Below are 25,173 nucleotides of genomic sequence, written 5' to 3' on the forward strand. Positions count from 1 at the left end.
GTTGTTATTTTCCTTTTGGTTCTGTATAATGAATTTAGGTCAAATCTAACTCACATCTAATTTCTATAACACTTCTAAATCCTATCGATGAATAACAGGATAATCATCTTCAATTGTTGTAAATGTGCTCAGGCAATTTACATAAATCACATCTAAGGAGGTATACCTATGGTATACGAAGATTTTCTAGCAACTATTAAACAATCCCTCGAAGAGCGTCTTGGATCAGATTTTACTCTTAGTATTCAGACCATAACAAAGAACAACGGCTTAAGTTTAGATGGACTTTGTATCGGTAAAACAGGAGAAAAAGTTGCTCCCACCATTTATCTAAACCACTTCTACAAATTTTATCAAGATGGGATTCCTATTTACGAGATTATTAGTGATATTCTTTTACTCTATCAGGCTAATAAACTACCAGACGAGGTCCATCTAAATGACCTTACTTCACCCGATCACATCAAAAGAAGAGTTATCCACCGTCTTATCAATGAATCCGCCAATCAGGCACAGTTTACCGATATCCCTCACATTTCCTATCCAGCTCTTGACTTATGTCTTGTCTTTTGCATATCCGTTCACGAAACCCAGGATAATCTATTAACAGCACTCATTCATAACAGCCATCTAAAGACCTGGAATCTGTCATTTGAAGATTTGAAGCAGGCAGCAAAAGTCAATACGCCGATTCTCTTTCCCGCTCGAATCCGATCTCTCTCAGAAGTCATTAAAGATATCGCACTAAAATCCTCATCGGGTGACATGGATGAAGATGATCTGATTGACTTTTTTGATACCGAACCTCTTTCCCCTCCTATGTACGTACTCACCAACTCCACAGGAATCAATGGAGCAGCCTGCATGTTATACGATGACATACTAAAAGACTTCGCAGCGTGCACAGACAGCGATTTAATCATTCTGCCCTCTAGCATTCACGAAGTCCTTATAATCCCTAATAGTAAAAACGTTGCAATCGATGAACTTGCGGATACCGTATTTGCCATAAATCAGGAGGAGGTCCCAGAAGAGGACCGTCTTTCTAATCACATTTATTTCTATTCCAGAAGTGATGATCAACTGTCTGTTGTCTTTACTTCTTCTGTCCCAATCGGAACAAAGAATCCATAATAAATATGGCCATTGCAATGGCACCTGAGATCTGTAGGGTCTGTACCAGATAATGACTGGATAGTTCCGGCTCATTCGTAATCATATAGGAAACGCTTCTGTATATGGAAGCACCGGGTACAGATGGCAGAATACCTGCTACTAAGAATACTGTCACAGGGGCTCGAAACATACGAGCCGATACATGGCTTGCAAGGGCAACCAATAGCGTGGACAAAAAGGCCGCAGCCGTGACGGAACCTGCTGCGGCAACCACCAAAAGATAAGCTAACCACCCAGCTGCTCCAATCCCTCCTGCCAAAACCACGTACTTTTTCGGCAGTTCCAACACCAAAGCAAAGCTGATTACTGCAAAGAATGCGCCAATCGTCTGAATTACCATATAAGCCCTCCCATAATCCACTGAAACAGCCTGATTCCGGCTCCTACCCCTGCTGCTACGGATAAAGCAATTACTACCGCTTCCATCATTCTGGCGGTTCCTGACGCGTAATCACCATTTAAGGTATCCCGAATTGCAGTGGTAAATATAACACCTGGTACAAGAGGCATAATGGCACCGATTATAATAATATCGCTTTTAATTCCCGGCAATAAGAACCGCTCTACAGACAGAGCTGTAAATGCGATTAAAAACGCACTGATTCCATTCATACAAAAATCATTCAGGCGAAGACGGCTGGAAGCTTCCATTGCAACAGCAAGAACAGCTCCAGTGATAGCCGCTGCTAGAAAGTCCCTGCTGCCTCCACCCAACAATAGAGTAAAAAACACGGAGACTCCAACAATACCAGCGTTCTTTAACCATCTGGAATACTGCATGACAGTCTGAATCTCTTTCAGTCTTTCATACGCTTCTTCCACCGTCATTTGGTCACCACAAAGCTTTCTTGATACGTCATTTACAAGATAGACTCTATTTAAGTTGGTGGCTCTGACTGTCACCCTTCTGGCAACTGTAATTGCCTCGATGGAAGGATCATTTAGAGAAGCAAAAATACCCGTAGAAAAAACAATGGCCTCACATGTGTTACGTCCTGCTTTTCGCAAGATGTGGTCAATGGTATTTTCCACGCGAAATATCTCTGCACCGCTTATCAACATAATCTCACCTGCCAATACGGCAGTTTCCACAAGCAGTTTATCATTCATTCAAGGATTCCTCTGTGTCTCATTTATAAAATAAGACTTCCAATTTGAAATACCAATACAGCCGTTCCCCAGGCGATAAAAACCTGAAAAAGAACCATACCAATCGTCCAGCTTAAAGAGCCAGTTTCTTTCTTAATCGTAGCAACCGCAGCAATACAAGGAGAATAAAGCAGGCAGAATATCATGAGCGCATATGCATTTAGGCTGCCAAACCCAAAGCTTCCAAGACTACCAAGCAAGGCACTCATTCCTGCTGCAGAGTTTATATTATTAACTTGAAACAAAACAGAAAAGCTCGATACCACCACCTCTTTTGCAGAGAGTCCTGAGATTAATGCCACAGCAATTCTCCAGTCTCCAAGTCCTGCAGGACGCAGAACAGGGATAAGAGTACGACCAATGATAGCCGCAAAACTATCTTGTACATCAGTCACAAACCCCGATGGTCCTCCATTTAGTACAAACCACAAGACAATGGTAGCAAGAAATATGGTAGTTCCTGCTTTACTTAAATAATCTTTTACCTTATCCCATACATAAATCCCAACCGTTCTGCCATTCGGTGTCTTATATTCTGGAAGTTCAATAAGAAGTACGTCTTCTTCCCCAGTACCCCACATATGATGAGTTGCAAATGCAATGGTAATCGCCACCAATAGCCCCACCAAATACAGGGAATACGCTACAATCAACGCATGACCTGGAAAAAACATTTCAGAAAATAATACATAGATAGGTAGCCTGGCCGAACAAGACATAAATGGTGTTATAAGAATGGTTCTCTTTCGATCTCTTTCACTAGGAAGGGCTCTCGCTGCCATAACTGCAGGCACCGTACAGCCAAATCCCAACAGCATAGGAAGAAATGCCTTACCAGACAAACCCACCCGTCCCATGATTTCATTCATGACATAAGCAACCCTTGCCATATATCCGCTGTCTTCTAGGAACGCCAACGCAAGAAACAGGATAAAGATATTCGGTAAAAATGTAAGAATTCCTCCAACGCCTGCTATGATCCCGTCCACTACCAAAGAAGTGATCCAACCAGAGGCATGAATCTCCAACATAAATTGTCTCATAAAAACAGAAAGATAACCCAGGGCGATCTCAAAATATCCCTTTAAGAAATCCCCAACCGTAAATGTAAAAAAGAAAACCAATGCCATAATGCCCAGAAAAATAGGAACTCCAAACAACGGGTGGGTCAAAAACCGATCAACCTGATCCGTTCGTAAAGACGTTTGCTCCCTTTTTACCAGACACGTTTCCATAATTTCTTCAATACGATTGTATTTTTGGCTAATGATTTGCTTTTCATAGTTTTGGTCAATGATGTGTTCCAGAGCCGCTGGATACTCGGACATGATTTTTTCATCATGTTCCAGATGCTTAATGGCATACCATCTTACATTTTCCAGGCTCTTATAACTTGATTTTAATGTAGTTTCTATTTTAGAAATCTTATTTTCAATTTGAGGAGTGTAAGTAACTACAAATGCTTTTGGTCGATCTTTCACATGGTTGACGACTGCCAAAAGAAGCTGTTTGAGTCCGCTTCGGTTTCGTGCGGATACTGCCACTATCGGAATTCCTCCAAGCATTTTAGAGAGTGTTGGAATGTTAATCTCCATTCCTCTCTCTTCTACAATGTCTATCATATTGAGAGCCAAAACCACAGGAGTATTCAGTTCTAGAAGTTGTAAAGTCAGATATAGGTTTCGTTCCAAAGACGAGGCATCCACCACGTTAACAATAACGTCAACTTCATTATCCTCCAGACACTTCCTTGTAACCTTCTCTTCTATGGTATAGCAGGAAAGGCTGTAGATGCCAGGTGTGTCTATCACACGGATCGGAATGCCATTAAAACTTGTCATGCCTTCCATTCTCTCTACTGTAACACCTGGCCAGTTGGCGACCTTTAGACGGGCTCCCGTGAACGCATTAAATAAAGTGGTTTTTCCGCAGTTCGGGTTTCCGACAAATCCAACACGAAGTCCATTATTTCCTTCATTCATGGTCGGCAGCCTCCCTAATTTCAATCCCCTCTGATATCTTTCTTCCAAGTGCAAGCCTGGTACCTCTTACCTTAATAATTACGGTACCACTCCCTTTTTTATTCATCAGAGTTACTGGTGTCAGCTCCGTGACACCCAAGGCTTCCAGCCGCCTTGTAATCCCAGCCTTTACCATGACGCTATATACAATATATGTCTTTCCGATCTCTCCTTCATAAAGCTTCATGAATATCTCCCATGGATGCGAAATATTTAATTCTTGATCCATAGAAATTTTACTATTAGTGAGAAACAATGTCAATGCCGCTTACTTGTCCTAATTTATATTCTTCTAATCATCTATTTCCTGTAGCATCTTTTTTATTTGAACCATGCGATCACGCAGCCTTGCCGCTTCTTCGAAGTTTAACTCCGCCGCTGCCTGATGCATCTTTTTGGTGAGTTCTTTTGATAGCTTCTCCAGTTCCTTAGCATCCATGGATTCCGGATCTTTTGTAAAGCCCTTATCTTTCTCAATCGCAGCCTTAGATATGGCGATTAGATCTCGAACAGCTTTCTTAATGGTAGTTGGCGTAATTCCATGTTCTTCATTATACTGCTGCTGAATTGCCCTTCTGCGGGTGGTTTCTTCGATTGCTACCCGCATGGAATCTGTAATACGATCCGCATACATAATTACATGGCCATCTGAGTTTCTAGCAGCCCGGCCGACGGTCTGAATGAGGGAGGTTTGAGAGCGTAAAAATCCTTCCTTATCCGCATCAAGTATAGCCACTAAGGTTATCTCTGGAATATCAAGTCCTTCACGCAACAAGTTGATTCCAACCAGCACATCAAACACATCAAGACGCATATCTCGAATTATCTCAGAACGCTCGAGAGTATCGATATCTGAGTGAAGGTATTTGATCCGAATGCCTATCTCTCTCATGTAGTCGGTCAAATCCTCTGCCATACGTTTGGTCAGGGTCGTGATCAGAATCTTGTTTTTCTTCTGAATTTCCTTATTCACCTCGGAGACAAGATCATCAATCTGACCTTCCACCGGTCTTACGTCAATCTCTGGATCAAGAAGCCCAGTAGGACGTATAATCTGCTCTACTCGTAATAGTTCATGCTCTGCTTCATAAACAGAAGGTGTGGCAGATACAAAAAGCATCTGATTAATTTTTGACTCAAACTCTGGAAAATTAAGAGGGCGGTTATCCATAGCAGAAGGAAGGCGGAAACCAAAACTGACAAGAGTCGATTTCCTGGAACGGTCACCTGCATACATTCCCCTTACCTGAGGCAGAGTAATATGGGACTCATCAACTATGATCAAAAAATCTTCCGCGAAAAAGTCAATTAAGGTAGAAGGTGGTTCTCCCTCTTTGCTTCCAGTTAAATGTCTGGAATAGTTCTCGATACCAGAACAAAAACCAGTTTCCTTCATCATCTCCACATCAAAATTCGTTCGCTCAGATATCCTCTGAGCTTCTAACAGCTTGTCCTCACTTTTAAAATAAGAAACCTGCTCCTTAAGTTCTGTGAGTATTGCAGTAGCAGCATGCTCCAGCTTTTCTTTGGATACTACATAATGGGAAGCTGGAAAAACAACGATATGAGAAAGCTCTGCTCGAATCTCTCCGGTAAGGGTATCAATTTCTGTAATCCGTTCCACCTCGTCACCAAAAAACTCTATGCGATAAGCTTCACTTGTTGAATTAGCCGGGAAGATTTCAAGTACATCCCCTCTGACCCGGAAAGTTCCTCGCCTGAAATCCATATCGTTTCTATCATACTGTATTTCGATCAGCTTATGAATGACCTCATCTCTATCTTTTAACATACCCGGGCGCAGAGAAATAACCATCTCCTTATAATCAATAGGGCTACCAAGACCATAGATACAGGAAACGGACGCAACGATAATCACATCCTGCCGTTCCGAAAGAGCAGCAGTCGCTGAATGGCGAAGCTTATCAATTTCATCATTGATAGCGGAATCCTTTTCAATATAAGTATCCGTAGATGGTACATAAGCCTCTGGTTGGTAATAATCATAGTAGGAAACAAAGTATTCTACCGCATTCTCCGGGAAAAATTCTTTGAATTCTCCATAGAGCTGGGCAGCTAGGGTTTTATTATGAGCAATGATCAGCGTCGGTTTTTGAATTTTTTGAATCACATTGGCCATGGTAAACGTCTTACCTGAGCCCGTAACGCCAAGCAGTGTCTGAAACTGATTCCCCTCCTGAAACCCCTTTACCAGCTCTTCAATGGCCTGTGGTTGGTCACCAGTGGGATCATATTCCGAATGTAATTGAAACTCCATAGTGTTTCACCTCCAAAATCTCTTAAATCAATTATATCATAAGCATTTTAAAATGTATAGCCAGAAAGAACATCAGTTCTTGCATAAAAACTACCATCTACCTTCCAGAATTCCCCATAGCTTATACAGATATTCCCTTTCTGCAAATTTGATTGCAATTCATATGGGTTTGATATATGATACTATTCAAATAAATAAAAAGCAGGAGGATTATTCATGTACAGCTTCAATAACGATTACAGCGAAGGCGCTCACCCAAAGATTCTGGAAGCCATGATCCAGGCAAACTTAATCCAGAACGGCGGTTATGGCCTTGATGACCACTGCGCCCATGCCAGAGAACTGATTCAAAAAGAAATTAGCCGTAGTGATGCGGATGTACATTTTATTACAGGCGGTACCCAGACCAATCTAACTACCATCGCCGCTGCTCTCCGCCCCTGGCAAGCAGTAATCTCTACCGATAAGGGTCATATCAACGTACATGAGACTGGTGCCATCGAAGCCACAGGTCACAAAGTCATTGCCATGCCATGCAAAGATGGTAAGATGACTCCTGCTGATATTTTAAAAGCTCTTGATGATCACTCAACCGAACACATGGTTCAGCCTAAGATGGTATACATCTCCAACTCTACGGAGATCGGCACCCAATATACCAAGGCCGAATTAGAATCTCTCCACCACACCTGTCGCCAAAAAGAATTATATTTGTTCCTGGACGGCGCCCGTTTAGGTACTGCACTTACAAGTTCAATCAACGATCTATCCCTTGCAGATATCGCGAATCTTACCGATGCCTTTTACATTGGCGGAACTAAAAATGGCGCACTATTTGGGGAAGCTCTTATCATACTTAATCAGGATCTAAAACAGGACTTGCGTTTCCTCGTAAAGCAAAGAGGAGCGATGCTGGCAAAGGGTTGGCTTCTTGGCATTCAGTTTGAAGAGCTATTTCAAAATAACCTTTTTTATGAATTATCCGCACATGCAAATGAAATGGCAACTATGTTGCGAGACGGAATCACAGCATGTGGCATTTCCTTTTATTCAAACTCCATGACCAATCAGCTCTTTCCTATTTTTCCTGATGAAGTCATTGCAAAACTGGAAAAGGATTTTCTTTTCTCTGTGGAGAAAGAACTTGATAATAACCATACCGTAGTTCGATTAGTAACCTCATGGGCAACAAAGAAAGATGCTTGCCGAAATTTCATCAAATCATTAAAGACATATCTATCATAATCATAATAAAAACAAGAACAGTTTGATACGTGAACAAGAAAGGAAGCCCCTGTAACCGGCATATACCTACCGGCCAATGGGCTTCCTTTCATTTTACACTTAATTTAAGGCTTTAATCGCTTCCAAAAGCTGATTATCTTCCTCATGCTCAATCTTAATTTTTGTTTTTAATTCTTCCTTTAAATCTACAGTAACATCAGGTTCCAGACCCTTTTTGTGAAGGTCAAAACCATTTGGTGTATAATAGTGAGCGATTGTCATCTTAACGGCAGTTCCTTTATCAAGAGGGAATAAGGTCTGAACAATTCCTTTTCCAAAGGTTTTAGTTCCCACAAGCTTTGCCTTTCCATAATCCTTTAATGCCCCAGAAAATACCTCGGATGCACTAGCGGACTGACCATTGACCAAAACAGCCATTGGCACATCAACCTGATGTCCGTCTTTGGCATAATACTGTTCCCCTTTGCCATTTTTATCGGCCATATAAACAAGGAGTGTCTTATCCTTCTTTTTTCTTACAAGCTTTGGATCTCCCTTAACCTGCAAATCATCAGGAAGAATATAGTCAAGCATAGATACTACCGAATCTACAATACCACCAGGGTTATTTCTTAAGTCTACAACCATTTTTTTCATTCCCTGTTTTTCCAGATCATCTATGGCACTCTTAAACTGATCTGTTGTCACCTCATCAAACTGGCTTACTGATATATAACCCACTTTATCTGGAAGCATTGTATACTCTACCGTAGGAACCGTTATCTGGTTGCGTTCCATGGTCATATCGATGTATTTCCCTGTATCTTTCCGAAGAACCGTAATGGTTACTGGAGTACCCTTTTCTCCCTTAATGTGATCTTTGACTACAAGCTCCAGATCCATGCCCGTAACTTCTCTGTCTCCAACCTTATAAAGAATATCCCCTGGAAGAATACCTGCCTGTGCTCCTGGGGTTCCTTCAAATACTTTAGTTATGGTAATAATTCCTGTATCAGCACTTTGGCTGACCATGACACCAATTCCACAATATTCACCGGACGTATCTTCCTTCAGCTTATTATATTCATCCGCCGTGTAATAAACCGTATAGGGATCGCCTAAACCATTTAACATCCCCTTATAAATCCAGTCTTCCACATCAGCCATATTTTCATCAAAGAGATAATATTTGTCGATCACTGTTTGAATCGTCTGTATCTTGGAAGCGATGCGGTTTAAATCTAAATTTCCCTGCTGATTTTCTGTCTGCGCAGATTCTGCAGTCTGTCCATTTCCATCAATTGCGGCTTTGCCAATTAAAAATATCCCTAAGGACATACCTACAATAACAAGTCCTGCTAATGCAGTTAACAAAGCCCCGACTAGGGCACCCTTCCAAAATTTATTTTTATTTTCCACTGTCATTCTCCTATCTAGCTCCTTATGGGCTAACGTATTTCGCCGGATTTACATAACTTCCATCTACCCTTATTCCAAAATGGAGGTGAGGCCCGGTAGAATATCCGGTAGAACCCACTTTTGCAATTACCTGCCCCTGTGATACCTCCTGTCCAGCGGAAACCAACAGCTCCGAACAGTGCATGTAGACGGTATAAACACCACCTCCATGATGTATCATGATATAATTGCCAGCAGAATAACTGTATGTAGATATGGTAACTGTACCTGAAGCCGCTGCTACGATGCCACTTCCAGTAGAAGCACTGACATCAATTCCCTTATGATTGGTAGATGCACCCTCTGTAGGGGAATCCCTGTCACCGAATCCAGAAGTAATTCTGATTGAAGAAGGGCAGGGCCATATAAACTTAATATTCCCTATCGCAACCGTATTATACGTTTTTCCTGTTTTCTGGGCTGCTTTACGTGCTTCTTCCTCTTTTTTTCGGATCTCTGCCTCCATATTTTTAATGTGCTTTTCCTGATCAGCAATATCCTGGTTAAGCTCATCTAAACTATTTCTGCCGTCACTAATCTGCTTTTGGTAAATGGCAAGGTCAGCATTCTTCTTATTAATAAGACTCTCTACCTCTTGCTGTTTTAGACTGGTTGCTGTCTGAAAAGCCTCCAGCTCCTCCCGTTCCGCCAAAAGTATCTGTTCCCGCTGCTCGACCTCTTCTTTTGATCCTTTGTAGTTCTCCAGCATTCTCCTATCATATGCAGCAATGCTGCTGATATATTCCGCACGGTTAAAAAGCTGGGTGAGATCGCCTGACTTTAATAATAAGTCAATATAACTCGTCTCACCCTTTTCATACATATATTGAATTCTCAGCTTCATATTACTATATTGGCGGGAGACAGTTTCCTTAGCAGCCTCCAGATCTTCACTGGCTGCTTTTAATTCAACTTCCTTCGCACTCATCTGTGACTTAAGTGCATTCACCTGCTTATTTAAGGAATCCAGACTGGTGTCTAGATTTTTTATATAGCTTGCAGCGTCATTTTCTAAACCTTTCAGTTCATTTATCGCTGTCTCTATATCTTTCTTTTCTTCTTCCAATGAAGATGCTTTTTTCTTTGCCTCTTCCATTTCAGTCTTTGTAGCATAAGAAGGAAATATGCATGATATCGCTAATAGTCCACAAAGTCCTGCTGCAAACATCTTCTTTTTTAAACTCATGGGCAATTCCCCTTAAACTTTTAAATGCTTTCTGATCGTAAAGAAACTTACAAAGAAACCAATTCCAAGTCCCAAAGACAGCGCTGTTGCCGCCATGTAAGGGAATATGGCCTCTACAGGAAGAAACTGAAACAAACCAGTTAAAATGCTGAACTTTGTAACTACATACTCAACCGTAGATCGGTAAAGGAAATAGATGGCAATCAGAGGAATGGATGCTCCAACTAACCCGATGATAATACCTTCCACCACAAAGGGGGCCCGTATCATATAATCGGTAGCTCCTATGAGCTTCATAATGTGGTTTTCATTCTTACGGAAGGCAGCAGCCACTGATATGGTATTGCTTATTAGGAAAATGGCCACAGAAAGTAAGATACCGATAATCAGCATAGAAAGTACACCAACCACCTTATTTAAACTGTTCATTCCTTCTGCTGCAGTCCTAGAATAATTGACCTTTCTGACACCTTCAATGCCTTTAAGCCAATCAACAACCTTATCCTGATTTACTAGATCTTTTAGAAACACGGTATAGGAAGAGGAATTAGCCAAAGGATTGTCCTGTTCAAATCCTTCTGCAAGATCCTGCATATCACCAAAGTATTCCTTTTTCGCTTCATTCCAAGCTTCCTCTGCAGAAATAAACTTTGTTTCCTTTACTTCTTCCCTAGCCTTAATCTGATTGCCGATTTCCGTTATCTTATTTTTATCCAGTCCGGCTTCAAAGAATACAGTAACACCAACCGTTCCTTCTGTATTTTTAATCACATGCTGAACATTTATCATAATGGAAAAAAACAGGCAAAATAGAAAAATGCATGCGGAAACCGTAGCGATAGATGCAAGAGAAAACAAGATGTTTCTGCATATATTATTTACGCCCTGCTTTAAGCAGTACCAAAATGTACTAATTCTCATATGTATAACCGCCTTTTTTCTCATCACTAATAATGGCTCCGCGATCCATTACTATCACTCGCTTCTTCATTCGATCTACAATCTCCTGGCTATGGGTGACTACGATTACTGTAGTTCCCTGCTTATTAATCTCATTTAGAAGTTTCATGATCTCCATGGAATTGTGCCCATCTAAATTACCAGTGGGCTCATCAGCCAATAGAATTTCCGGTCGGTTAATCAATGCCCTGGCTATGGCGACTCGCTGTTGCTCACCACCGGACAACTGTTGTGGTAAAAATTTATATTTTGACGAAAGGCCTACCATTGTTAAGATGGCAGGAACGGATTCTTTGATGCTCTTTGTCGATGCCCCTATGACTCTTTGGGCAAACGCTACATTTTCATAAACATTGCGGTCTTTTAATAGACGGAAGTCTTGGAACACCATTCCAAGCTTTCGTCTGTATTTTGGAATAAATTTTCTCGGCATCTTGCCTAAATTCATATCATTAACGATTATCTTGCCGGATGTGGGCTCTATCTCTTTTAATAACATCTTTAAAAGGGTTGATTTTCCGGAACCGCTGCGGCCGATGATGAAAACAAATTCTCCATCTTCCACGTTCATGCTTACGTTCCGAAGGGCCTTGTTGCCGGCTTCATATGTTTTACTTACATTCCATAATTCTATCATTTCAGTCCTCTAAGTCTTTGTGCTTACGTACTTTTGCATGAAAGGATTGCTACATGTGTGTGTGTTTGCTCCGCAGGGGAACTTTGATTCCGGTTCGTCACATCTCAGTTTTCGGGGTTTTGCCTATCATTAGAGATCGGAAAGTGGCTGCTTTTTTGCTAGCGGAATAATATTGGATTCCGTTAGGCCGCAGTGAAACTTCGATTACGCTTCGCTACATCTCAGTTTTCGGGCTTCGCCCTATGAAAAGAGGCAGCAAAGCTGCTGCTTTTACGCTAGCGTAACGCAGCCGTTTTGCTGCCTCTTTTCACACTGCTCATGGCTGGCGTTAATAGTCTTGATTCTCCATATATTTCATATACTTTACTACCATTAAAGCAATCTTAAAAGTAATCGCATCTTCAAATACCCGAAGATCCAACCCTGTACTTTTTTGAAGTTTATCAAGACGATATACCAGAGTGTTTCTATGAATATAGAGCTGTCTTGAAGTCTCTGATACGTTTAAGCTGTTCTCAAAGAATTTGTTGATGGTTGCTAAAGTCTCTTCATCAAAATCATCTGGAGATTTGCTATCAAAGATCTCTTTAATAAACATACGACATAATGGCAATGGAAGCTGATAGATCAGACGGCCAATACCGAGCTTGCTGTATGCAACCACGTTTTTGTTGCTGTAGAAAATTTTACCAACATCCATAGCCATCTTGGCTTCTTTATAGGATCTGGAAACTTCTTTGATCTCACTGACGATAGTACCAAAGGCAACGTGAACCTGGGTCATGGCTTCTGTATTAAGCATGTCCAAGATGGTATTAGCTGTCTTTTCTAAATCATCATAAGTTTCGCCTTCTTTTACTTCCTTTACGAGAATGATATTCTTCTCATCTACGGCAGTAACAAAATCTTTTGTTTTCGCTGCAAATAAGTTGCGTACAGTCTCAAGCGCATTTACATCCTTTTCATGCTGGGTCTCGATAATGAAGACAACTCGTTTGATGTTTGTTTCAATATGCAGTTTCTTAGCCCTGTTGTAAATATCAACCAACAGAAGGTTATCAAGCAGTAGGTTTTTAATAAAATTATCTTTATCAAATCGTTCTTTATACGCAACCAAAAGGCTTTGAATCTGAAACGTAGCCAGTTTGCCTACCATATATACATCATCGCTTCCTCCTTTTGCAAGAAGGATGTACTCTAACTGGTGTTCATCGAACACTTTAAAAAACTGGTATCCCTGGATTACCTGGCTGTCGGCCGGAGAATCCACGAACGCCAGGATTGAACTTTCATAATCTTCCGCATCAGGAAATGTGGTCGCCAAAACCTTTCCTTCTGTATCACAAATACACAGATCAATTCTTGTAATCCCTTTTAATCCTTCAATGGTCGTTTGAAGTATCTGATTCGAAATCATGGCATATCTCCTTTTTCGTAAATTTACCTTATTCTATATTAATGCAAAAAGAAAAAAAAAGCAAGCGAGTATCATACTCGCTTGCTTAATTTTTATATGATTTAGTTTATAACAACAAGCTCTGTATCCTTATCAAACACATGTACCTTAGTTAAATCAAGTGCAAGCTTAATTGTATCGCCAGGTCTAGCTGTTGTACGAGGATTAACTCTAGCTGTAAAGTTTACATCTTCAACATCAAAGTATAAGTAAACTTCTGCACCTAACAGCTCATAAACTCTAATGGTTGCATCAATAATGCTGGAAGGAGAAGATGCAAGATATGCTTCTTCATCGTGTAAATCTTCAGGACGGATTCCAAATGCTACGGTTTTTCCAACATAGCCGCCAGCTTCTAATTTCTTAGCCTTTGCTTCTGGAAGAGCGATCGTATTGCCACCAAATGAAAGAGTAACATCATTACCATTTTTAGCAACAGTAGCATCGATTAAGTTCATCTGAGGAGCTCCGATAAATCCTGCAACGAATTTGTTGCCTGGCTTATCATATAAGTTCTGAGGAGAATCTACCTGCTGAATTACTCCATCTTTCATAACTACGATTCTGGTACCAAGTGTCATAGCCTCTGTCTGATCATGTGTTACATAAACCATAGTTGCCTGAAGTCTCTGATGTAACTTGGAGATCTCAATACGCATCTGACCTCTCAGCTTTGCATCAAGGTTTGATAAAGGCTCATCCATTAAGAATACTTTAGGATTACGTACAATAGCACGTCCCATGGCAACACGCTGTCTCTGTCCACCAGATAAAGCTTTTGGCTTACGGTCTAAAAGATGCTCAAGGTCAAGAATTCTTGCTGCTTCATTAACCAGCTTCTCGATCTCTTCCTTAGGTGTTTTTCTAAGCTTAAGACCAAACGCCATATTATCATATACTGTCATATGAGGATAAAGAGCGTAGTTCTGGAATACCATTGCGATATCTCTGTCTTTTGGCTCAACGTCATTCACCATTTTTCCGTCGATGTAGAGTTCACCGGAAGAAATGTCTTCCAGGCCTGCGATCATACGAAGAGTTGTGGATTTACCACAGCCAGATGGTCCAACGAAAATAACAAATTCTCTATCTGCGATTTCCAGATTGAAATCCTTAACTGCTTCAAAGCCATTCGGATATCTTTTGACAATGTTCTTTAATGATAAACTAGCCATCTTATTAATCCTCCTAAAATATAATGTTAAACCTCATGTAAAAGCCAAAAGCCCCCACAGCCTTGGCTCATGTTTCTTAAAGTCATCATACATGAATTAAATTTCTTTTACCATATTGCTATTTACCAAAAAGATTTTCTGCCTTTTGGCTAATTTGTATAACCTACAAAAAAATTGACTGAAACGTCAAAATAACAAAAGAATGGCCTGGCTTTTTCTGTCTATATTCGATAGCATGTGCTGATTTTAATTAATATTTAGTAATAAAGTACAAGGCGGTGTCGAATTAATCGACTCCGCCTTGTGTATAATTTTGTCATTTTATTGTTTTCTAACAAGAACGTTCAACCATTTTACGTCAGAATGACCAGTGCGTATATCCTCGGTTTCCCATATCTTAACGATTTCAAAACGTCCATTATCCCTTAAAAGCTCAGTGATGGAATCAGCTGTGAAATCCGTAAAATAACGTTTTCCCCGAAACCCCTCAAAATCTCCAAGCTTATATGACATATAAAGGATTCCCCTGTCATTTAAGGCCCTTGCTATCTTTGTAAGAATGTCAGACAGTTCTTTTTTAGGAGCATGAAGTAATGATGCGCATGCCCAGATTCCATCGAAAACGTTGTCAAAATCCATTTCCTCAAATGTCATCTTAAGCACTTCCAGACCTGTATGAATCTCTGCCAACTTGCACATCTCCTCCGATGCATCAAGTGGCGTCACGTCATATCCAAGGTCATAGAATGTCAGGCTGTCTCTGCCTGATCCGCAGCCTAAATCCAGAATAGTATCAGACTCATCGAGAAGGTCTGTGAATTCCTTCATGATCTTTGACATATCCTGATTTACAGTTTCCTCAAATTCCTTTGCCGCATACTTATTATAATAGTCTATCGAGTCCAAAATAATCCTCCTGTTATCCGCTTACCAGCTATTTAATCGTTTCGATTTTGCTTTCCGTTATGTTAACTTTTCTCTCTTTTAAAAGATGTCCGATGGCACGCTTAAATGCATTTTTACTCATGGAAAATTCCCGTTTAATAATCTCAGGATCTGCCTTATCCGTAAATGGAAGACTTCCCTTAAACTGAGTCTCTATGATTTCTAACACACGGATCGCGTCTTGGTCCATCTGAATATGAGCCTTCTGTCTTGGACTTAAATCCAGCTTACCATCTTCTCGTACCTTTGTCACTCGGGCCGTTACGCTGTCACCCTCTTTGTAGGTTTCAAATAACTCCTTGTGTGGGATCAAACCATAATACTGATTATCAACTGCCACAAAAGCGCCAAGGGTTTCATTGATTTCATAAATGATACCTGTAACCTGATCATCCTTATTATAAGGGGACTGATCGCTCATATATGAATATACTCGCATGGTTGCAGCCAGACGCTTGCTTTTATCAATATAGAGAGCTACCAGAACCTGCTCATCCTGGCAGACCATATGTGTCTGTTCCTTAAAAGGTAGAAGAAGATCCTTTTCAAGTCCCATGTCAAGAAAGGCACCGATCTTTCCCACTTCTTTTACATTAAGTACAGCAGTTTCCCCCACCTTAAGCTTTGGCTTTGCTGTAGTAGCAATTAGCCGGTCTTCAGAATCCTTGTAGATAAAAACATGGATCTCGTCACCAGGTGCCGTATTTTCTGGAACCTGTCTTTTAGGAAGAAGGACGGAATCATCTCCTGTGCCATCTTCTCCAAGATATACGCCGAACTCCTTGACCCTTTGAACAACCAGGGTCTGCATCTTTCCTAATTCTATCATCTTATATCCTCTCTGTTTTTCCCTGCAGCCAGATGACTGCATAGGCTGAACCCTCCCCGTCACACAAAGAAACAGTATATCCATCCTCTGTCCGGCTGATGCGGGGATACAATGCATCACCAAAGACTGCCGCTTTTTTATATTCCACTCTCAGTTCCGTTACCTCCAAATCATCTGGAAGTACTTCTCTGGCAATCTCCACATATTTCGCATTGTTGACATGATGGTTCGTGTCAATATGATGCTTTTCTACGGTAACTTGAGGCAGCTGCCTGAAGTCGTTTGGAAGTTCAATTCTTCTAGGTGCATAATCCATAGACAATTTCTCTTCCCAGCCGTCTCCATATCCTTTGATGTCGTCCGGTTCGATCTTAACCGGTCTAGCCTTTTTTGTATCAAACAGAAACCAGACTGAATTGGCTCTCACCAGATAGTTTCCATTTTTATCGCTTATGGTAAAATTACGGTACCCGTAAAAGCCCTTAAAATCATAAGGCCAGGTGCTGATTATAATCTCTTCCCCAAGAACTGGATAGCGATCGATCACGATCTGCCAAGAAGAAAGCCACCAAGCTTTGTTACGGTTTACCAAGTATGAGAGACCCAATCCGTTGTCTTCAGACTGAAAAGTAGAACAATCCTGCAGATAGTTCAAGACACCAGTCAATGTCAGTTTTCCATATTCATCTGTCTCACTGTAACGGACCCTGCTGCCGAAATAATACATCTTACACCTCTCATCAAAATTATATAACATTATAAAGCATTTTTTTGCTCTTGTCCATACATCCCAAAAACATCCTTAAACGGTTTCTTATAAAAATTCTATCAAGAACATCCACATGCTCTTCTAAAATTTCCTACATATGCAAAAAACGGAACCTAACCAGGTTCCGTTTACTAACTGGGCTACAAGGATTCGAACCTTGAAAATGACGGAGTCAGAGTCCGTTGCCTTACCGTTTGGCTATAGCCCATCACTACAACGAAATTTATTATACATGAAACGACAAAAAGTGTCAAGCATTAATGCCAATTTTTTCTATTTTTTTACTTATTGCGAAAAAATAGCCTCGATTCCCCGATTAATCAGAAAACCAAAGCTATATGCTGACTGGGCTACAAGGATTCGAACCTTGAGAATGACGGAGTCAGAGTCCGTTGCCTTACCGTTTGGCTATAGCCCATTAACACAACGAGTGTATTATACTACTGTTTCACTAATTGGTCAAGCTTTATTTTACTATTCTTGATATTATGTTAAAATCGCCTCTCAGTAAATAATTTTTATTTGGTTCTCTATTACTGAGAGGTGATTTTTCCGGTGCTTTGTTCGATTTTCTCTGTCTCAGTAGGAGCAGTGCTGGCAGCCGTCGTCGCCTGAGTCTCAGTCGTTTCCTCTGACTCAGAATCTTCTTCCCCGACAACTGGAGTCTCAAAAACTCCTTTTACCGTTACTTGCTTTCCTATCTTCGGAGAAATTCCACCTAGAACAAATGTATATTCCTTTCCTTGTGAAAGACCAGTAACGTCGATCTCACAAGACTCCGAATCTGTGTCAGAAACCTTGGCTGAATAGGTATTGCCGTCTTCATCCTTCACAGAAACCGTAGGGTTTTTCCATTTAACCTTTGTTTTAAAATAGACCATAACTACGCCATCTTCGTAATCCACATAATCAATCTTAATTTTCTCACCACTTTTGTTGTCCTGTTCAGATGTTGTATCTTCTTCTGCTGATGAGGAAGGAGTTGCTGAAGATGTTTGAACTTGAGTCGGATTGTTATGTGTGGCTGTCTGGCTCTCTGTTTCAGAAGAGGGTTGAGTAGAAGTTGCTTCTTCCGTAGAAACTGTTTCCATCGTATTTTTCTGGGTGGTAGTCTCTGAAGCTGAAGTAGACTCCTTCGTCTCCTCTGTTACTTCGGTTCTCCCTCCTACCGCGTAGGAACGTTCCGTAATAACCTTTGCAATCTGTTCCATATTAAGAGATGCCAAATCTTTCATATCGTCTAAAGTCAGAGAGGAATTTTGATCCATCAGCTCCTTTAAGAAGTAGGCCTTTCCATAAGAAATTCCATAATCTAGAGCGAAACTCTTTACCTGATCCTCTTCTATCGCCTGCTGATCGTATACAACCGCCTCTAACTGTTGTTCCTTTAATGCAGTCTTAATATCCCCGACTACAGTAGAGCGAAGGTTCTTGGCCTTTTTTACACTGTCATTGGCAACTGTAACCAAAATAGCATTGTCCGCGTCTGTAAGATACCCATTGGTGACCATAGCCCCAATTACAGCATTCACCGCAACATTTAAATCCACACCCTTTAAATCCATCTGCTCCATAATATTCCTGGCATCCTCGTTCAACGCCTGGGCAGACAGTACCTTATTCCTTTTATTAACGGATAATTCAACACTGGGATTTACATCAATTCCAATAACGGAATCTACCCTGCCATTTTGATACGTATAAGTTCCTCCCGCTAACGCAATCATGCAAAAGCAGGCAGCTATTAATGATGCTATGACTCTTCGTCGTAGCACAAATATAGACCTTGTATGTAATTCTACCGTTTCCTGAGGGGTGCTCAAATCAATATGGTCCAAAACATCAGGAATCAAATCCTGAGTAGCAGACGTTAAGCAGGCTTCGATTTGTTTTTTATTTAGTTGTCTGTGATCTGACTGATTCATATCAAAGCCTACTCCTCTCTCAAATAATTTTCCATCTTCTTCATGGCGCGGTTATACTTAGAGAGAGCGGTAGCCAAAGGAATGTTTAAGCTGGCAGCAATCTCTCTGTGTTTTAGCCCACCCGAAGTATGAAGCAGCACGATCTCCCGCTCCTCCTCCTTTAAAATCTGAAGGGCAGCAAGAAGTACCATCTTATCTGCTGCCATCTCAATCTCCTGACATACCTCTCCTGCTTCCACGCCCATTAAATCATCTATTGTGACATCCGAATCATGTTTTTGATCTCGAAACTTCATATAACATAAATTCCGTGCAATGGTAAACATCCAGGCCAACGGCTTCCCCTGAGACTTATAACTTTTTGCAGAAGTCCAGATCTTTAAAAAAACTTCTTGCATGATCTCCTCTGCATCCTGGGGATTCTTAACAATGGACAGTATAAAGCTGTACATTGTACGGTCCGTATTCTGATATAGCTGGCGAAAGGCTTCCTGGTCCCCATTTGCGACTTTGATAAGAAGCTTTTCATCACTCAAACGACCGTAATCATCCGGTCGGTCAAGGCTCATCAATCCCATAAATAGCATGGTATGGATTTCCTTTCTACTTAGTTAATGCGGAATACTGTCATCTTATTGCATAAAATGGAAAAATATTATTTCCTTATTTTTCCACCTCATAACCACTTTCCTCTGTCATAACCAAACAGCACCGCTTATCAGTTTCAGTCACTTTACCTATGATTTCTTCCTTTAAACGTTCTCTTTTCTTTTTGTCATATTCCCTGGGAAATACCAGATCAAAAATAAGATTAATCCGTTCTTCCCCGTCAATTAGACGAAAATCATGAAACGATATTCTAGAATCAATTCCATGGATTACATTTTCCAGCATGCTACCAAATTCCATAACTCTGGAATTTTTAGTTTCCACCGGATCCATATGAATAACCAGAAAAATCCCAAACTTCTTTAAGACTTCCCGCTCAATCCGGTCCACTACCTCATGAGATATCTCAACATTTACATCATTTGGCACCTCTGCGTGGATAGAGGCCATGCTTCTGGAAGGTCCATAATTGTGAACAATCAGATCATGACTTCCTTTAATGCCTTCAAAACTTTCCACAAAATTGGTTATTTCCTGATAGAGCTTTGGATCAATAGGTTCGCCAATCAAAGGGGTAAGAGTTTCCTTTGCAATGTTTACTCCCGCCAACATAACGGCCACAGACACGATAAGACCTACGATCCCATCGATATTAAGCCCCCATATTCCGTAAACGGCGACGGATAATATCGTTGCAGAGGTTGTAATGACGTCCCCCAGAGAATCTGCCGCCGTAGCTTTCATAACCGAGGATTGAATCCTTTCTCCTAATTTACGGTTAAAAAATCCAAGCCAGAGCTTTACGCAAACAGATAACATTAATATAAGGATTGTCACCATCTTAAACGACATTTCCTCTGGATGTAACACCTTACCCAATGAGGTTTTAAACAAGGAAAATCCAACTTGTATGACCAGAAAGGCAACAATAAATGCTGCGATATATTCCACCCTTCCATGCCCAAATGGATGATCCTCATCGGCTGGTTTCCCCGCCATTTTAACTCCAATAAAACCTATGACAGAAGCAGCAGCATCTGATAAGTTATTAAACGCATCAGCCATAACTGAAATACTATTAACTAGCAGACCTGCAAATAACTTAGCACTGAACAAAAGAATATTGCAGCAAATTCCTATTATACTTGCCATCAGTCCATAACTGGTGCGAACTTGAACATCCTTTGTATTTTTGTAGTTCTTCACAAAAGTCTTTACTAAAAATTCAGTCATAGAGCTCCCTTCTGACCTTACCTTTATGCCTTATAGCTGACTTTCTCCAAAAACAATCCTTCTGCAGGCGCTGTAAATCCTGCCTCACTGCGGTTCATAGCCTTCAAAATAACATTCATCTGTTCAGGGCTTTTCTTTCTTTCCCCTACTTCAATCAGTGTACCCATTAGTATACGAACCATATGGTGTAAAAATCCATTACCAGTAAAACGAATAAAAAGTTGGCTGCCTTTTTCCTGAAATTCGATCCGTTTCACATTTCTTACCGTAGTTTTCTTCATCTTTTTATTGGAACAAAAGCTTTTAAAGTCATGTTCTCCTATTAAATATTCAGAGGCACGTTTCATTGCATTCACGTCAAGAGGCCTGCCAAAGCCATAAAAATACTTTCGCTCAAAAACCTTCTTCTTCCCTGCCGTCTCAATCTGGTAAAGATATGTTTTCTCCTCTGCGTTTAAGCGACTGTGGAATCGCTCCGGAACTTTGTCTAAACGAATTACCGAAATATCTTCAGGTAGATATTGATTTAAATATTCTTTAATTTCTAAATCAGACAATTTTACATTCAAATGAAAATTAGCTGTCTGCGCCAAGGCATGAACTCCTGCATCTGTTCTGCCTGATCCGTGTACCTCTATGGGTTCTCCTGCCAATCGCTCTAATATTCCTTCAATCTTTCCCTGTATGGTACGATCAGTATTTCCTTGTTTTTGCCAGCCATCATAACGACTTCCATCATATTCCAGTACGATTCGATAATTTTTCAACATTTAATATCTCCATTCTTCTGCATAATATAAAAACTCCAACCATGATTAGGGTACCAAATGTAACTCCTGCACAATCTAACCAGACGTCCGAAATTTGACCAGAACGTCCCTCTACAAACAATTGAATGGTCTCATCCATAAACGGTATTAAAAACCCTGCCGCACTATGAAAAAGCCACCTTTTCTCCTCCTGAAATCCCTGAGACTTCATACAAAAATAAAGCAATAGCCCCAGTAAGGAATATTCTGAAAAATGCCCCATCTTACGAATAAAATGTTCCGTAAGCCAATAGGCATTTATTTCAAACTTATTTAACATATCATGAATTAGATAAAGCACCCTGCCACTATCCTTTGACGAGGTATCTGCGACTTTCATGGAATTTGAATATATAAACAGGACATAAAGTCCCACAATCAATATCCATAGATGCTTCTTTTTCATATAGACTTCCTCAATATACCACTCTTCTCTATCAATTCTGCGGCTCTATGAAGCATCTCTTCATCTTGTACCAGGGCAAGCCTTGCATATCCTTCTCCTAACGTCCCAAACGCGCTCCCTGGGGTTACTAAGACACCGGATTTTTCCATCAGTTCCAAGGCAAACGTCATGGAGTCTGGAAAACCATCTGGTATTTCTGCCCACACAAACATGGTAGCTTCTGGTGGCTTCATTTTCCAACCAATTTGGTTAAAGCTGTCACAAAGAACATTACGCCGCCTCTCATAGGCACCTCTTGTATCGTTCACACATGACTGATCTCCAGTAATAGCCGCAATAGCCGCCTGTTGAATTGGCAAAAACATTCCATAATCCAGATTGGACTTCAATGTTTTTAGCTTATCAACAATTTCTTTATTCCCAACGCAAAATCCAATTCGCGCCCCTGCCAGTCCATATGTTTTTGAAAGGGAATTAAACTCCACACCAACCTCTTTTGCCCCTTTAAATTGCAAAAAGCTTCTGCATGTTCTTCCATCAAAAACAAGTTCGCTGTACGCATTATCATGAAGAACTATAATTTCATATTTCTTAGCAAATACAATTAACTCCTCATAAAAAGAGTCAGGAGCCATTGCAGTGGTCGGATTATTGGGATAAGAAACTAACATGAATTTTGCTTTTTTTGCAGCCTCTTCCGGAATGTCAGAAAAATCGATTACATAATGATTCTCTTTCCTTTGAGGCATATAAAAAAGACTTGCTCCAGCTAACAGTGGCCCGTTTGCAAAAATAGGATAGCAGGGATCCGGAACAAGGACCGTATCTCCCTCATCAATCATAGAAAATGAAATATGTGCCAGTCCTTCCTGAGAACCAAGAAGGGAACAAATCTCCAAATCAGGATCAAGATATACGCTATATCTTCTATTATACCAGGTGGCTACAGCCTCTAAAAGCTCTTTCTGGTCATTTATGGCATAAGTATAATTCTCCGGTTTTGCTGCTGCCTCACAAAGAGCTTGTCTGATATGAGACGCCGGTGGGATATTCGGTGTTCCTACACTTAAGTCAATTACCTCTTCACCCTTTTCTTCCTTTTGCCTCTTTAAATCTAGAAGTTTTGAAAAGATTCCCTCTCCAAAACGGTTCATTCTTTCTGAAAAATGCATTGGGTTGTTCACCTCTGTCTTTAGGTAATTTCCATAATCTAAATTATTATATTACAAAGCCTCTTATAATACAAGGATACTCACTAAAAAAGTCCCCAAAAACGGCCTAAAACCGCATATTGGGAACATTTCTACTATGGTCCTATGGTGACAGGCACACCTAAATTGCAATAACTCCAAAGCACGTCCATGGCATCATTGTCCAGAGCCACACAGCCGCGAGTTGTTCCACCTGAGGTTCTGCATCCATGGATCTCAACGAAACCTCCAAGAGGGGTATCCCAGGGCGGCTGCTTACCAGCCAAATTGGCACTGATAATATCATCACGCTGCGCCTCTGTAATTATACCGTCTGCATATCCTCTTTCTGCATCCTTTATTCCTGGATAAGAAATTCCAAGAGCAAGATAAGCCACGCTTTTATCATTCCTAAGGCAGACGTAAAACTCTCCGCTTGGGGTTCTCATATCTCCCTCTACATTTTTATTTCCTTCTGATGAAGAGGCCCCTAAAGAAACGGGATACTCTTTAATAAGAACTCCATTCTGTTTTAAAGAAAGCGTTTTCAATCTTTTACTAACATATATGGTCACTCCGTTGGTTGAATGGAGTTCACCAGATCCAGGTCCTACAGACTGCTCTGCAAATACCGGACCACTAAAAGACAATGTTGTAGCCAGAATAAGTACTCCCGCTATCAGGGTCCTGCATTTTTTCTTTATCCAATCCACTGCTTTTCCCCTTTCTTTTTTATCAGTATATCATTTAATTTGAAAATCATGGGTTACATTTTTCTTACGATTCTATCCGTTACCAGATTAAATTGATTCTAAATATGCCATTACAGCATGGAAACATCCTCTCACGCCAACGATTCCGCTATCAAGAGATAAATGATAATTTTGTGCTTTTCCCCACTCACATCCAGTGTAATACTGATAATAATCTTTTCGCTTCCGATCCATCTCCCGGATCCTGTTTTCCATCGTAATAGGGTCTACCCCTGTATTTAAAGAATTAAGTCTCTGTATACGTTCTTCAATTCCTGCATAAATAAAAAGATTCACGCTACTATCAAGTACTCGATCGGCGCACCGTCCCACAATAATACAAGCTCCTTGGTCTGCAAGCTTCTTAATAATACGAGTCTGGGCAAGAAATACCTGGTCTGAGACTGGTATTTCATAAGAAATTGAAAATGGGGTATATATCTGCTGATCCAGAGACTCTTTTATAACAGGAATCCTTTCATCATAGTGTAGAAGGCTTTCTTCCGACAGACCACATTCTTCTGCAGTCAGAGCAATGAGTTCCTTATCATAAAAAGGAATCTTTAATTCTTTAGCCAGCAAAATCCCTAAATCTCTGCCTCCGCTACCAAATTCTCTGCTTATGGTTATTACCTTTTCCAACATATTACCTCCTCCTCTTTTGCCAAAGGGATGCAAAAATCTATCCTTATCCGCATTTTACCACATTTGAAAAATCCTGTATACCTTATTTCTCTTATACCTGATTTTACCCAATTATTTAAATAACATTGCTATCATTGGTTTATTTTTCATTTTTTCCATTATACTCTGTCTGTTTCCTATTAAAAATATTAAAATCACAAAAAAACGGACCTCCATCGCTGGAAATCCGCCTTTATCTTTCGTATAAGAGCGCGAGACGGGACTCGAACCCGCGGCCCCGACCTTGGCAAGGTCGTGCTCCACCACTGAGCCACTCGCGCCTATTCTCTTCAAGGCATATA

Annotated in this window: 24 protein-coding genes and 3 tRNA genes; 2 read left to right on the forward strand and 25 right to left on the reverse strand. The window is 40.6% G+C overall.

Features of this window, described 5'->3' with window-relative positions; all coding sequences use genetic code 11:
* The first annotated feature begins 168 nt into the window (after positions 1 to 168).
* Complete coding sequence (locus BET01_RS09705) at positions 169 to 1,134, forward strand: DUF5688 family protein (RefSeq protein WP_120196603.1); 966 nt, start codon at positions 169 to 171, stop codon at positions 1,132 to 1,134.
* Here BET01_RS09705 and BET01_RS09710 read toward each other — a convergent pair.
* The 5 genes from BET01_RS09710 to uvrB all read right to left on the reverse strand — a co-directional run bounded on the left by BET01_RS09710 (position 1,097) and on the right by uvrB (position 6,624).
* Positions 1,097 to 1,516 (reverse strand): threonine/serine exporter family protein, encoded by a 420-nt coding sequence (locus BET01_RS09710; protein ID WP_120196604.1) that lies wholly within the window; start codon positions 1,514 to 1,516, stop codon positions 1,097 to 1,099. The two genes, BET01_RS09705 and BET01_RS09710, sit on opposite strands and share 38 nt — an antisense overlap.
* The gene (locus tag BET01_RS09715; RefSeq protein ID WP_120196605.1) at positions 1,510 to 2,286 is read right to left on the reverse strand and encodes a threonine/serine exporter family protein; all 777 of its coding nucleotides are present in this window, start codon (positions 2,284 to 2,286) and stop codon (positions 1,510 to 1,512) included. The genes BET01_RS09710 and BET01_RS09715 overlap by 7 nt, the downstream gene beginning before the upstream one ends.
* Positions 2,287 to 2,309: 23 nt before the next feature.
* Positions 2,310 to 4,307 carry a ferrous iron transport protein B gene (gene feoB, locus BET01_RS09720; protein ID WP_120196606.1) on the reverse strand — a complete coding sequence of 666 codons (1,998 nt, stop codon included), beginning with the start codon at positions 4,305 to 4,307 and terminating at the stop codon, positions 2,310 to 2,312.
* Positions 4,300 to 4,539, reverse strand: a complete 240-nt coding sequence (locus BET01_RS09725) for a FeoA family protein (RefSeq protein WP_243117179.1) — start codon at positions 4,537 to 4,539, stop codon at positions 4,300 to 4,302. Before BET01_RS09725 ends, feoB begins: the two co-directional genes overlap by 8 nt.
* Positions 4,540 to 4,638: 99 nt before the next feature.
* Positions 4,639 to 6,624, reverse strand: coding sequence for an excinuclease ABC subunit UvrB (uvrB, locus tag BET01_RS09730; RefSeq protein ID WP_120196608.1), 1,986 nt, complete (start codon positions 6,622 to 6,624; stop codon positions 4,639 to 4,641).
* Between the two features lie 216 nt (positions 6,625 to 6,840).
* Between uvrB and BET01_RS09735 the strand changes: the two genes are divergently transcribed.
* Positions 6,841 to 7,869, forward strand: coding sequence for a threonine aldolase family protein (locus BET01_RS09735; protein WP_120196609.1), 1,029 nt, complete (start codon positions 6,841 to 6,843; stop codon positions 7,867 to 7,869).
* A gap of 99 nt (positions 7,870 to 7,968) precedes the next feature.
* On the opposite strand, the gene BET01_RS09740 is transcribed toward BET01_RS09735, so the two are convergent.
* The 20 genes from BET01_RS09740 to BET01_RS09835 form a co-directional block, all read right to left on the reverse strand.
* On the reverse strand, positions 7,969 to 9,273 hold the full coding sequence (locus tag BET01_RS09740; protein ID WP_334295069.1) for a S41 family peptidase: 1,305 nt from the start codon (positions 9,271 to 9,273) through the stop codon (positions 7,969 to 7,971).
* A 16-nt stretch (positions 9,274 to 9,289) separates the two neighbouring features.
* Entirely contained in the window at positions 9,290 to 10,492 is a 1,203-nt protein-coding gene (locus tag BET01_RS09745) for a murein hydrolase activator EnvC family protein (RefSeq protein ID WP_120196610.1), read from the reverse strand.
* Between the two features lie 12 nt (positions 10,493 to 10,504).
* Positions 10,505 to 11,413: a permease-like cell division protein FtsX gene (gene ftsX, locus BET01_RS09750; RefSeq protein WP_120196611.1), complete on the reverse strand. Its 909-nt coding sequence runs from the start codon at positions 11,411 to 11,413 to the stop codon at positions 10,505 to 10,507.
* Positions 11,403 to 12,089, reverse strand: coding sequence for a cell division ATP-binding protein FtsE (gene ftsE, locus BET01_RS09755; protein WP_120196612.1), 687 nt, complete (start codon positions 12,087 to 12,089; stop codon positions 11,403 to 11,405). The genes ftsX and ftsE overlap by 11 nt, the downstream gene beginning before the upstream one ends.
* 328 nt (positions 12,090 to 12,417) lie before the next feature.
* Positions 12,418 to 13,506, reverse strand: coding sequence for a PucR family transcriptional regulator (locus BET01_RS09760; RefSeq protein WP_120196613.1), 1,089 nt, complete (start codon positions 13,504 to 13,506; stop codon positions 12,418 to 12,420).
* 101 nt (positions 13,507 to 13,607) lie between these two features.
* Positions 13,608 to 14,720: an ABC transporter ATP-binding protein gene (locus BET01_RS09765; RefSeq protein WP_120196614.1), complete on the reverse strand. Its 1,113-nt coding sequence runs from the start codon at positions 14,718 to 14,720 to the stop codon at positions 13,608 to 13,610.
* Between the two features lie 321 nt (positions 14,721 to 15,041).
* Positions 15,042 to 15,626: a class I SAM-dependent methyltransferase gene (locus BET01_RS09770; protein WP_120196615.1), complete on the reverse strand. Its 585-nt coding sequence runs from the start codon at positions 15,624 to 15,626 to the stop codon at positions 15,042 to 15,044.
* 28 nt (positions 15,627 to 15,654) lie between these two features.
* Positions 15,655 to 16,494, reverse strand: coding sequence for a CvfB family protein (locus BET01_RS09775; protein ID WP_120196628.1), 840 nt, complete (start codon positions 16,492 to 16,494; stop codon positions 15,655 to 15,657).
* 1 nt (position 16,495) lies between these two features.
* The gene (locus BET01_RS09780) at positions 16,496 to 17,221 is read right to left on the reverse strand and encodes an acyl-[acyl-carrier-protein] thioesterase (RefSeq protein WP_120196616.1); all 726 of its coding nucleotides are present in this window, start codon (positions 17,219 to 17,221) and stop codon (positions 16,496 to 16,498) included.
* 177 nt (positions 17,222 to 17,398) lie between these two features.
* Positions 17,399 to 17,471, reverse strand: a tRNA-Gln gene (locus BET01_RS09785).
* 137 nt (positions 17,472 to 17,608) lie between these two features.
* Positions 17,609 to 17,681 (reverse strand) — tRNA-Gln (locus BET01_RS09790).
* A gap of 115 nt (positions 17,682 to 17,796) precedes the next feature.
* Positions 17,797 to 19,188 carry an anti-sigma-I factor RsgI family protein gene (locus BET01_RS09795; RefSeq protein ID WP_120196617.1) on the reverse strand — a complete coding sequence of 464 codons (1,392 nt, stop codon included), beginning with the start codon at positions 19,186 to 19,188 and terminating at the stop codon, positions 17,797 to 17,799.
* A gap of 8 nt (positions 19,189 to 19,196) precedes the next feature.
* Positions 19,197 to 19,775: an RNA polymerase sigma factor gene (locus BET01_RS09800; RefSeq protein WP_120196618.1), complete on the reverse strand. Its 579-nt coding sequence runs from the start codon at positions 19,773 to 19,775 to the stop codon at positions 19,197 to 19,199.
* A 76-nt stretch (positions 19,776 to 19,851) separates the two neighbouring features.
* Complete coding sequence (locus tag BET01_RS09805) at positions 19,852 to 21,030, reverse strand: cation diffusion facilitator family transporter (protein ID WP_120196619.1); 1,179 nt, start codon at positions 21,028 to 21,030, stop codon at positions 19,852 to 19,854.
* A 23-nt stretch (positions 21,031 to 21,053) separates the two neighbouring features.
* Complete coding sequence (gene truA, locus BET01_RS09810; RefSeq protein WP_120196620.1) at positions 21,054 to 21,800, reverse strand: tRNA pseudouridine(38-40) synthase TruA; 747 nt, start codon at positions 21,798 to 21,800, stop codon at positions 21,054 to 21,056.
* Positions 21,766 to 22,245 (reverse strand): VanZ family protein, encoded by a 480-nt coding sequence (locus BET01_RS09815; RefSeq protein ID WP_120196621.1) that lies wholly within the window; start codon positions 22,243 to 22,245, stop codon positions 21,766 to 21,768. Before BET01_RS09815 ends, truA begins: the two co-directional genes overlap by 35 nt.
* Positions 22,242 to 23,417, reverse strand: coding sequence for an aminotransferase class I/II-fold pyridoxal phosphate-dependent enzyme (locus BET01_RS09820; RefSeq protein WP_120196622.1), 1,176 nt, complete (start codon positions 23,415 to 23,417; stop codon positions 22,242 to 22,244). Before BET01_RS09820 ends, BET01_RS09815 begins: the two co-directional genes overlap by 4 nt.
* A gap of 134 nt (positions 23,418 to 23,551) precedes the next feature.
* Positions 23,552 to 24,148: a L,D-transpeptidase family protein gene (locus BET01_RS09825; RefSeq protein WP_243117176.1), complete on the reverse strand. Its 597-nt coding sequence runs from the start codon at positions 24,146 to 24,148 to the stop codon at positions 23,552 to 23,554.
* 87 nt (positions 24,149 to 24,235) lie between these two features.
* Complete coding sequence (locus BET01_RS09830; protein WP_120196630.1) at positions 24,236 to 24,829, reverse strand: cytidylate kinase-like family protein; 594 nt, start codon at positions 24,827 to 24,829, stop codon at positions 24,236 to 24,238.
* 251 nt (positions 24,830 to 25,080) lie between these two features.
* Positions 25,081 to 25,152: transfer RNA gene (locus BET01_RS09835), tRNA-Gly, on the reverse strand.
* Positions 25,153 to 25,173 lie beyond the last annotated feature (21 nt).

It is taken from the genome of Lacrimispora algidixylanolytica, from assembly GCF_003609635.1.
Lineage (GTDB): Bacteria > Bacillota > Clostridia > Lachnospirales > Lachnospiraceae > Lacrimispora > Lacrimispora algidixylanolytica.

Bases quoted from the DNA above. Each gene is read 5' to 3' on its own strand.
- BET01_RS09705 (WP_120196603.1), top strand. From the start codon at position 169: ATGGTATACGAAGATTTTCTAGCAACTATTAAACAATCCCTCGAAGAG.
- BET01_RS09710 (WP_120196604.1), bottom strand. From the start codon at position 1,516: ATGGTAATTCAGACGATTGGCGCATTCTTTGCAGTAATCAGCTTTGCT.
- BET01_RS09715 (WP_120196605.1), bottom strand. From the start codon at position 2,286: ATGAATGATAAACTGCTTGTGGAAACTGCCGTATTGGCAGGTGAGATT.
- feoB (WP_120196606.1), bottom strand. From the start codon at position 4,307: ATGAATGAAGGAAATAATGGACTTCGTGTTGGATTTGTCGGAAACCCG.
- uvrB (WP_120196608.1), bottom strand. From the start codon at position 6,624: ATGGAGTTTCAATTACATTCGGAATATGATCCCACTGGTGACCAACCA.
- BET01_RS09735 (WP_120196609.1), top strand. From the start codon at position 6,841: ATGTACAGCTTCAATAACGATTACAGCGAAGGCGCTCACCCAAAGATT.
- BET01_RS09740 (WP_334295069.1), bottom strand. From the start codon at position 9,273: ATGACAGTGGAAAATAAAAATAAATTTTGGAAGGGTGCCCTAGTCGGG.
- BET01_RS09745 (WP_120196610.1), bottom strand. From the start codon at position 10,492: ATGAGTTTAAAAAAGAAGATGTTTGCAGCAGGACTTTGTGGACTATTA.
- ftsX (WP_120196611.1), bottom strand. From the start codon at position 11,413: ATGAGAATTAGTACATTTTGGTACTGCTTAAAGCAGGGCGTAAATAAT.
- ftsE (WP_120196612.1), bottom strand. From the start codon at position 12,089: ATGATAGAATTATGGAATGTAAGTAAAACATATGAAGCCGGCAACAAG.
- BET01_RS09760 (WP_120196613.1), bottom strand. From the start codon at position 13,506: ATGATTTCGAATCAGATACTTCAAACGACCATTGAAGGATTAAAAGGG.
- BET01_RS09765 (WP_120196614.1), bottom strand. From the start codon at position 14,720: ATGGCTAGTTTATCATTAAAGAACATTGTCAAAAGATATCCGAATGGC.
- BET01_RS09775 (WP_120196628.1), bottom strand. From the start codon at position 16,494: ATGATAGAATTAGGAAAGATGCAGACCCTGGTTGTTCAAAGGGTCAAG.
- BET01_RS09780 (WP_120196616.1), bottom strand. From the start codon at position 17,221: ATGTATTATTTCGGCAGCAGGGTCCGTTACAGTGAGACAGATGAATAT.
- BET01_RS09795 (WP_120196617.1), bottom strand. From the start codon at position 19,188: ATGAATCAGTCAGATCACAGACAACTAAATAAAAAACAAATCGAAGCC.
- BET01_RS09800 (WP_120196618.1), bottom strand. From the start codon at position 19,775: ATGCTATTTATGGGATTGATGAGCCTTGACCGACCGGATGATTACGGT.
- BET01_RS09805 (WP_120196619.1), bottom strand. From the start codon at position 21,030: ATGACTGAATTTTTAGTAAAGACTTTTGTGAAGAACTACAAAAATACA.
- truA (WP_120196620.1), bottom strand. From the start codon at position 21,800: ATGTTGAAAAATTATCGAATCGTACTGGAATATGATGGAAGTCGTTAT.
- BET01_RS09815 (WP_120196621.1), bottom strand. From the start codon at position 22,245: ATGAAAAAGAAGCATCTATGGATATTGATTGTGGGACTTTATGTCCTG.
- BET01_RS09820 (WP_120196622.1), bottom strand. From the start codon at position 23,417: ATGCATTTTTCAGAAAGAATGAACCGTTTTGGAGAGGGAATCTTTTCA.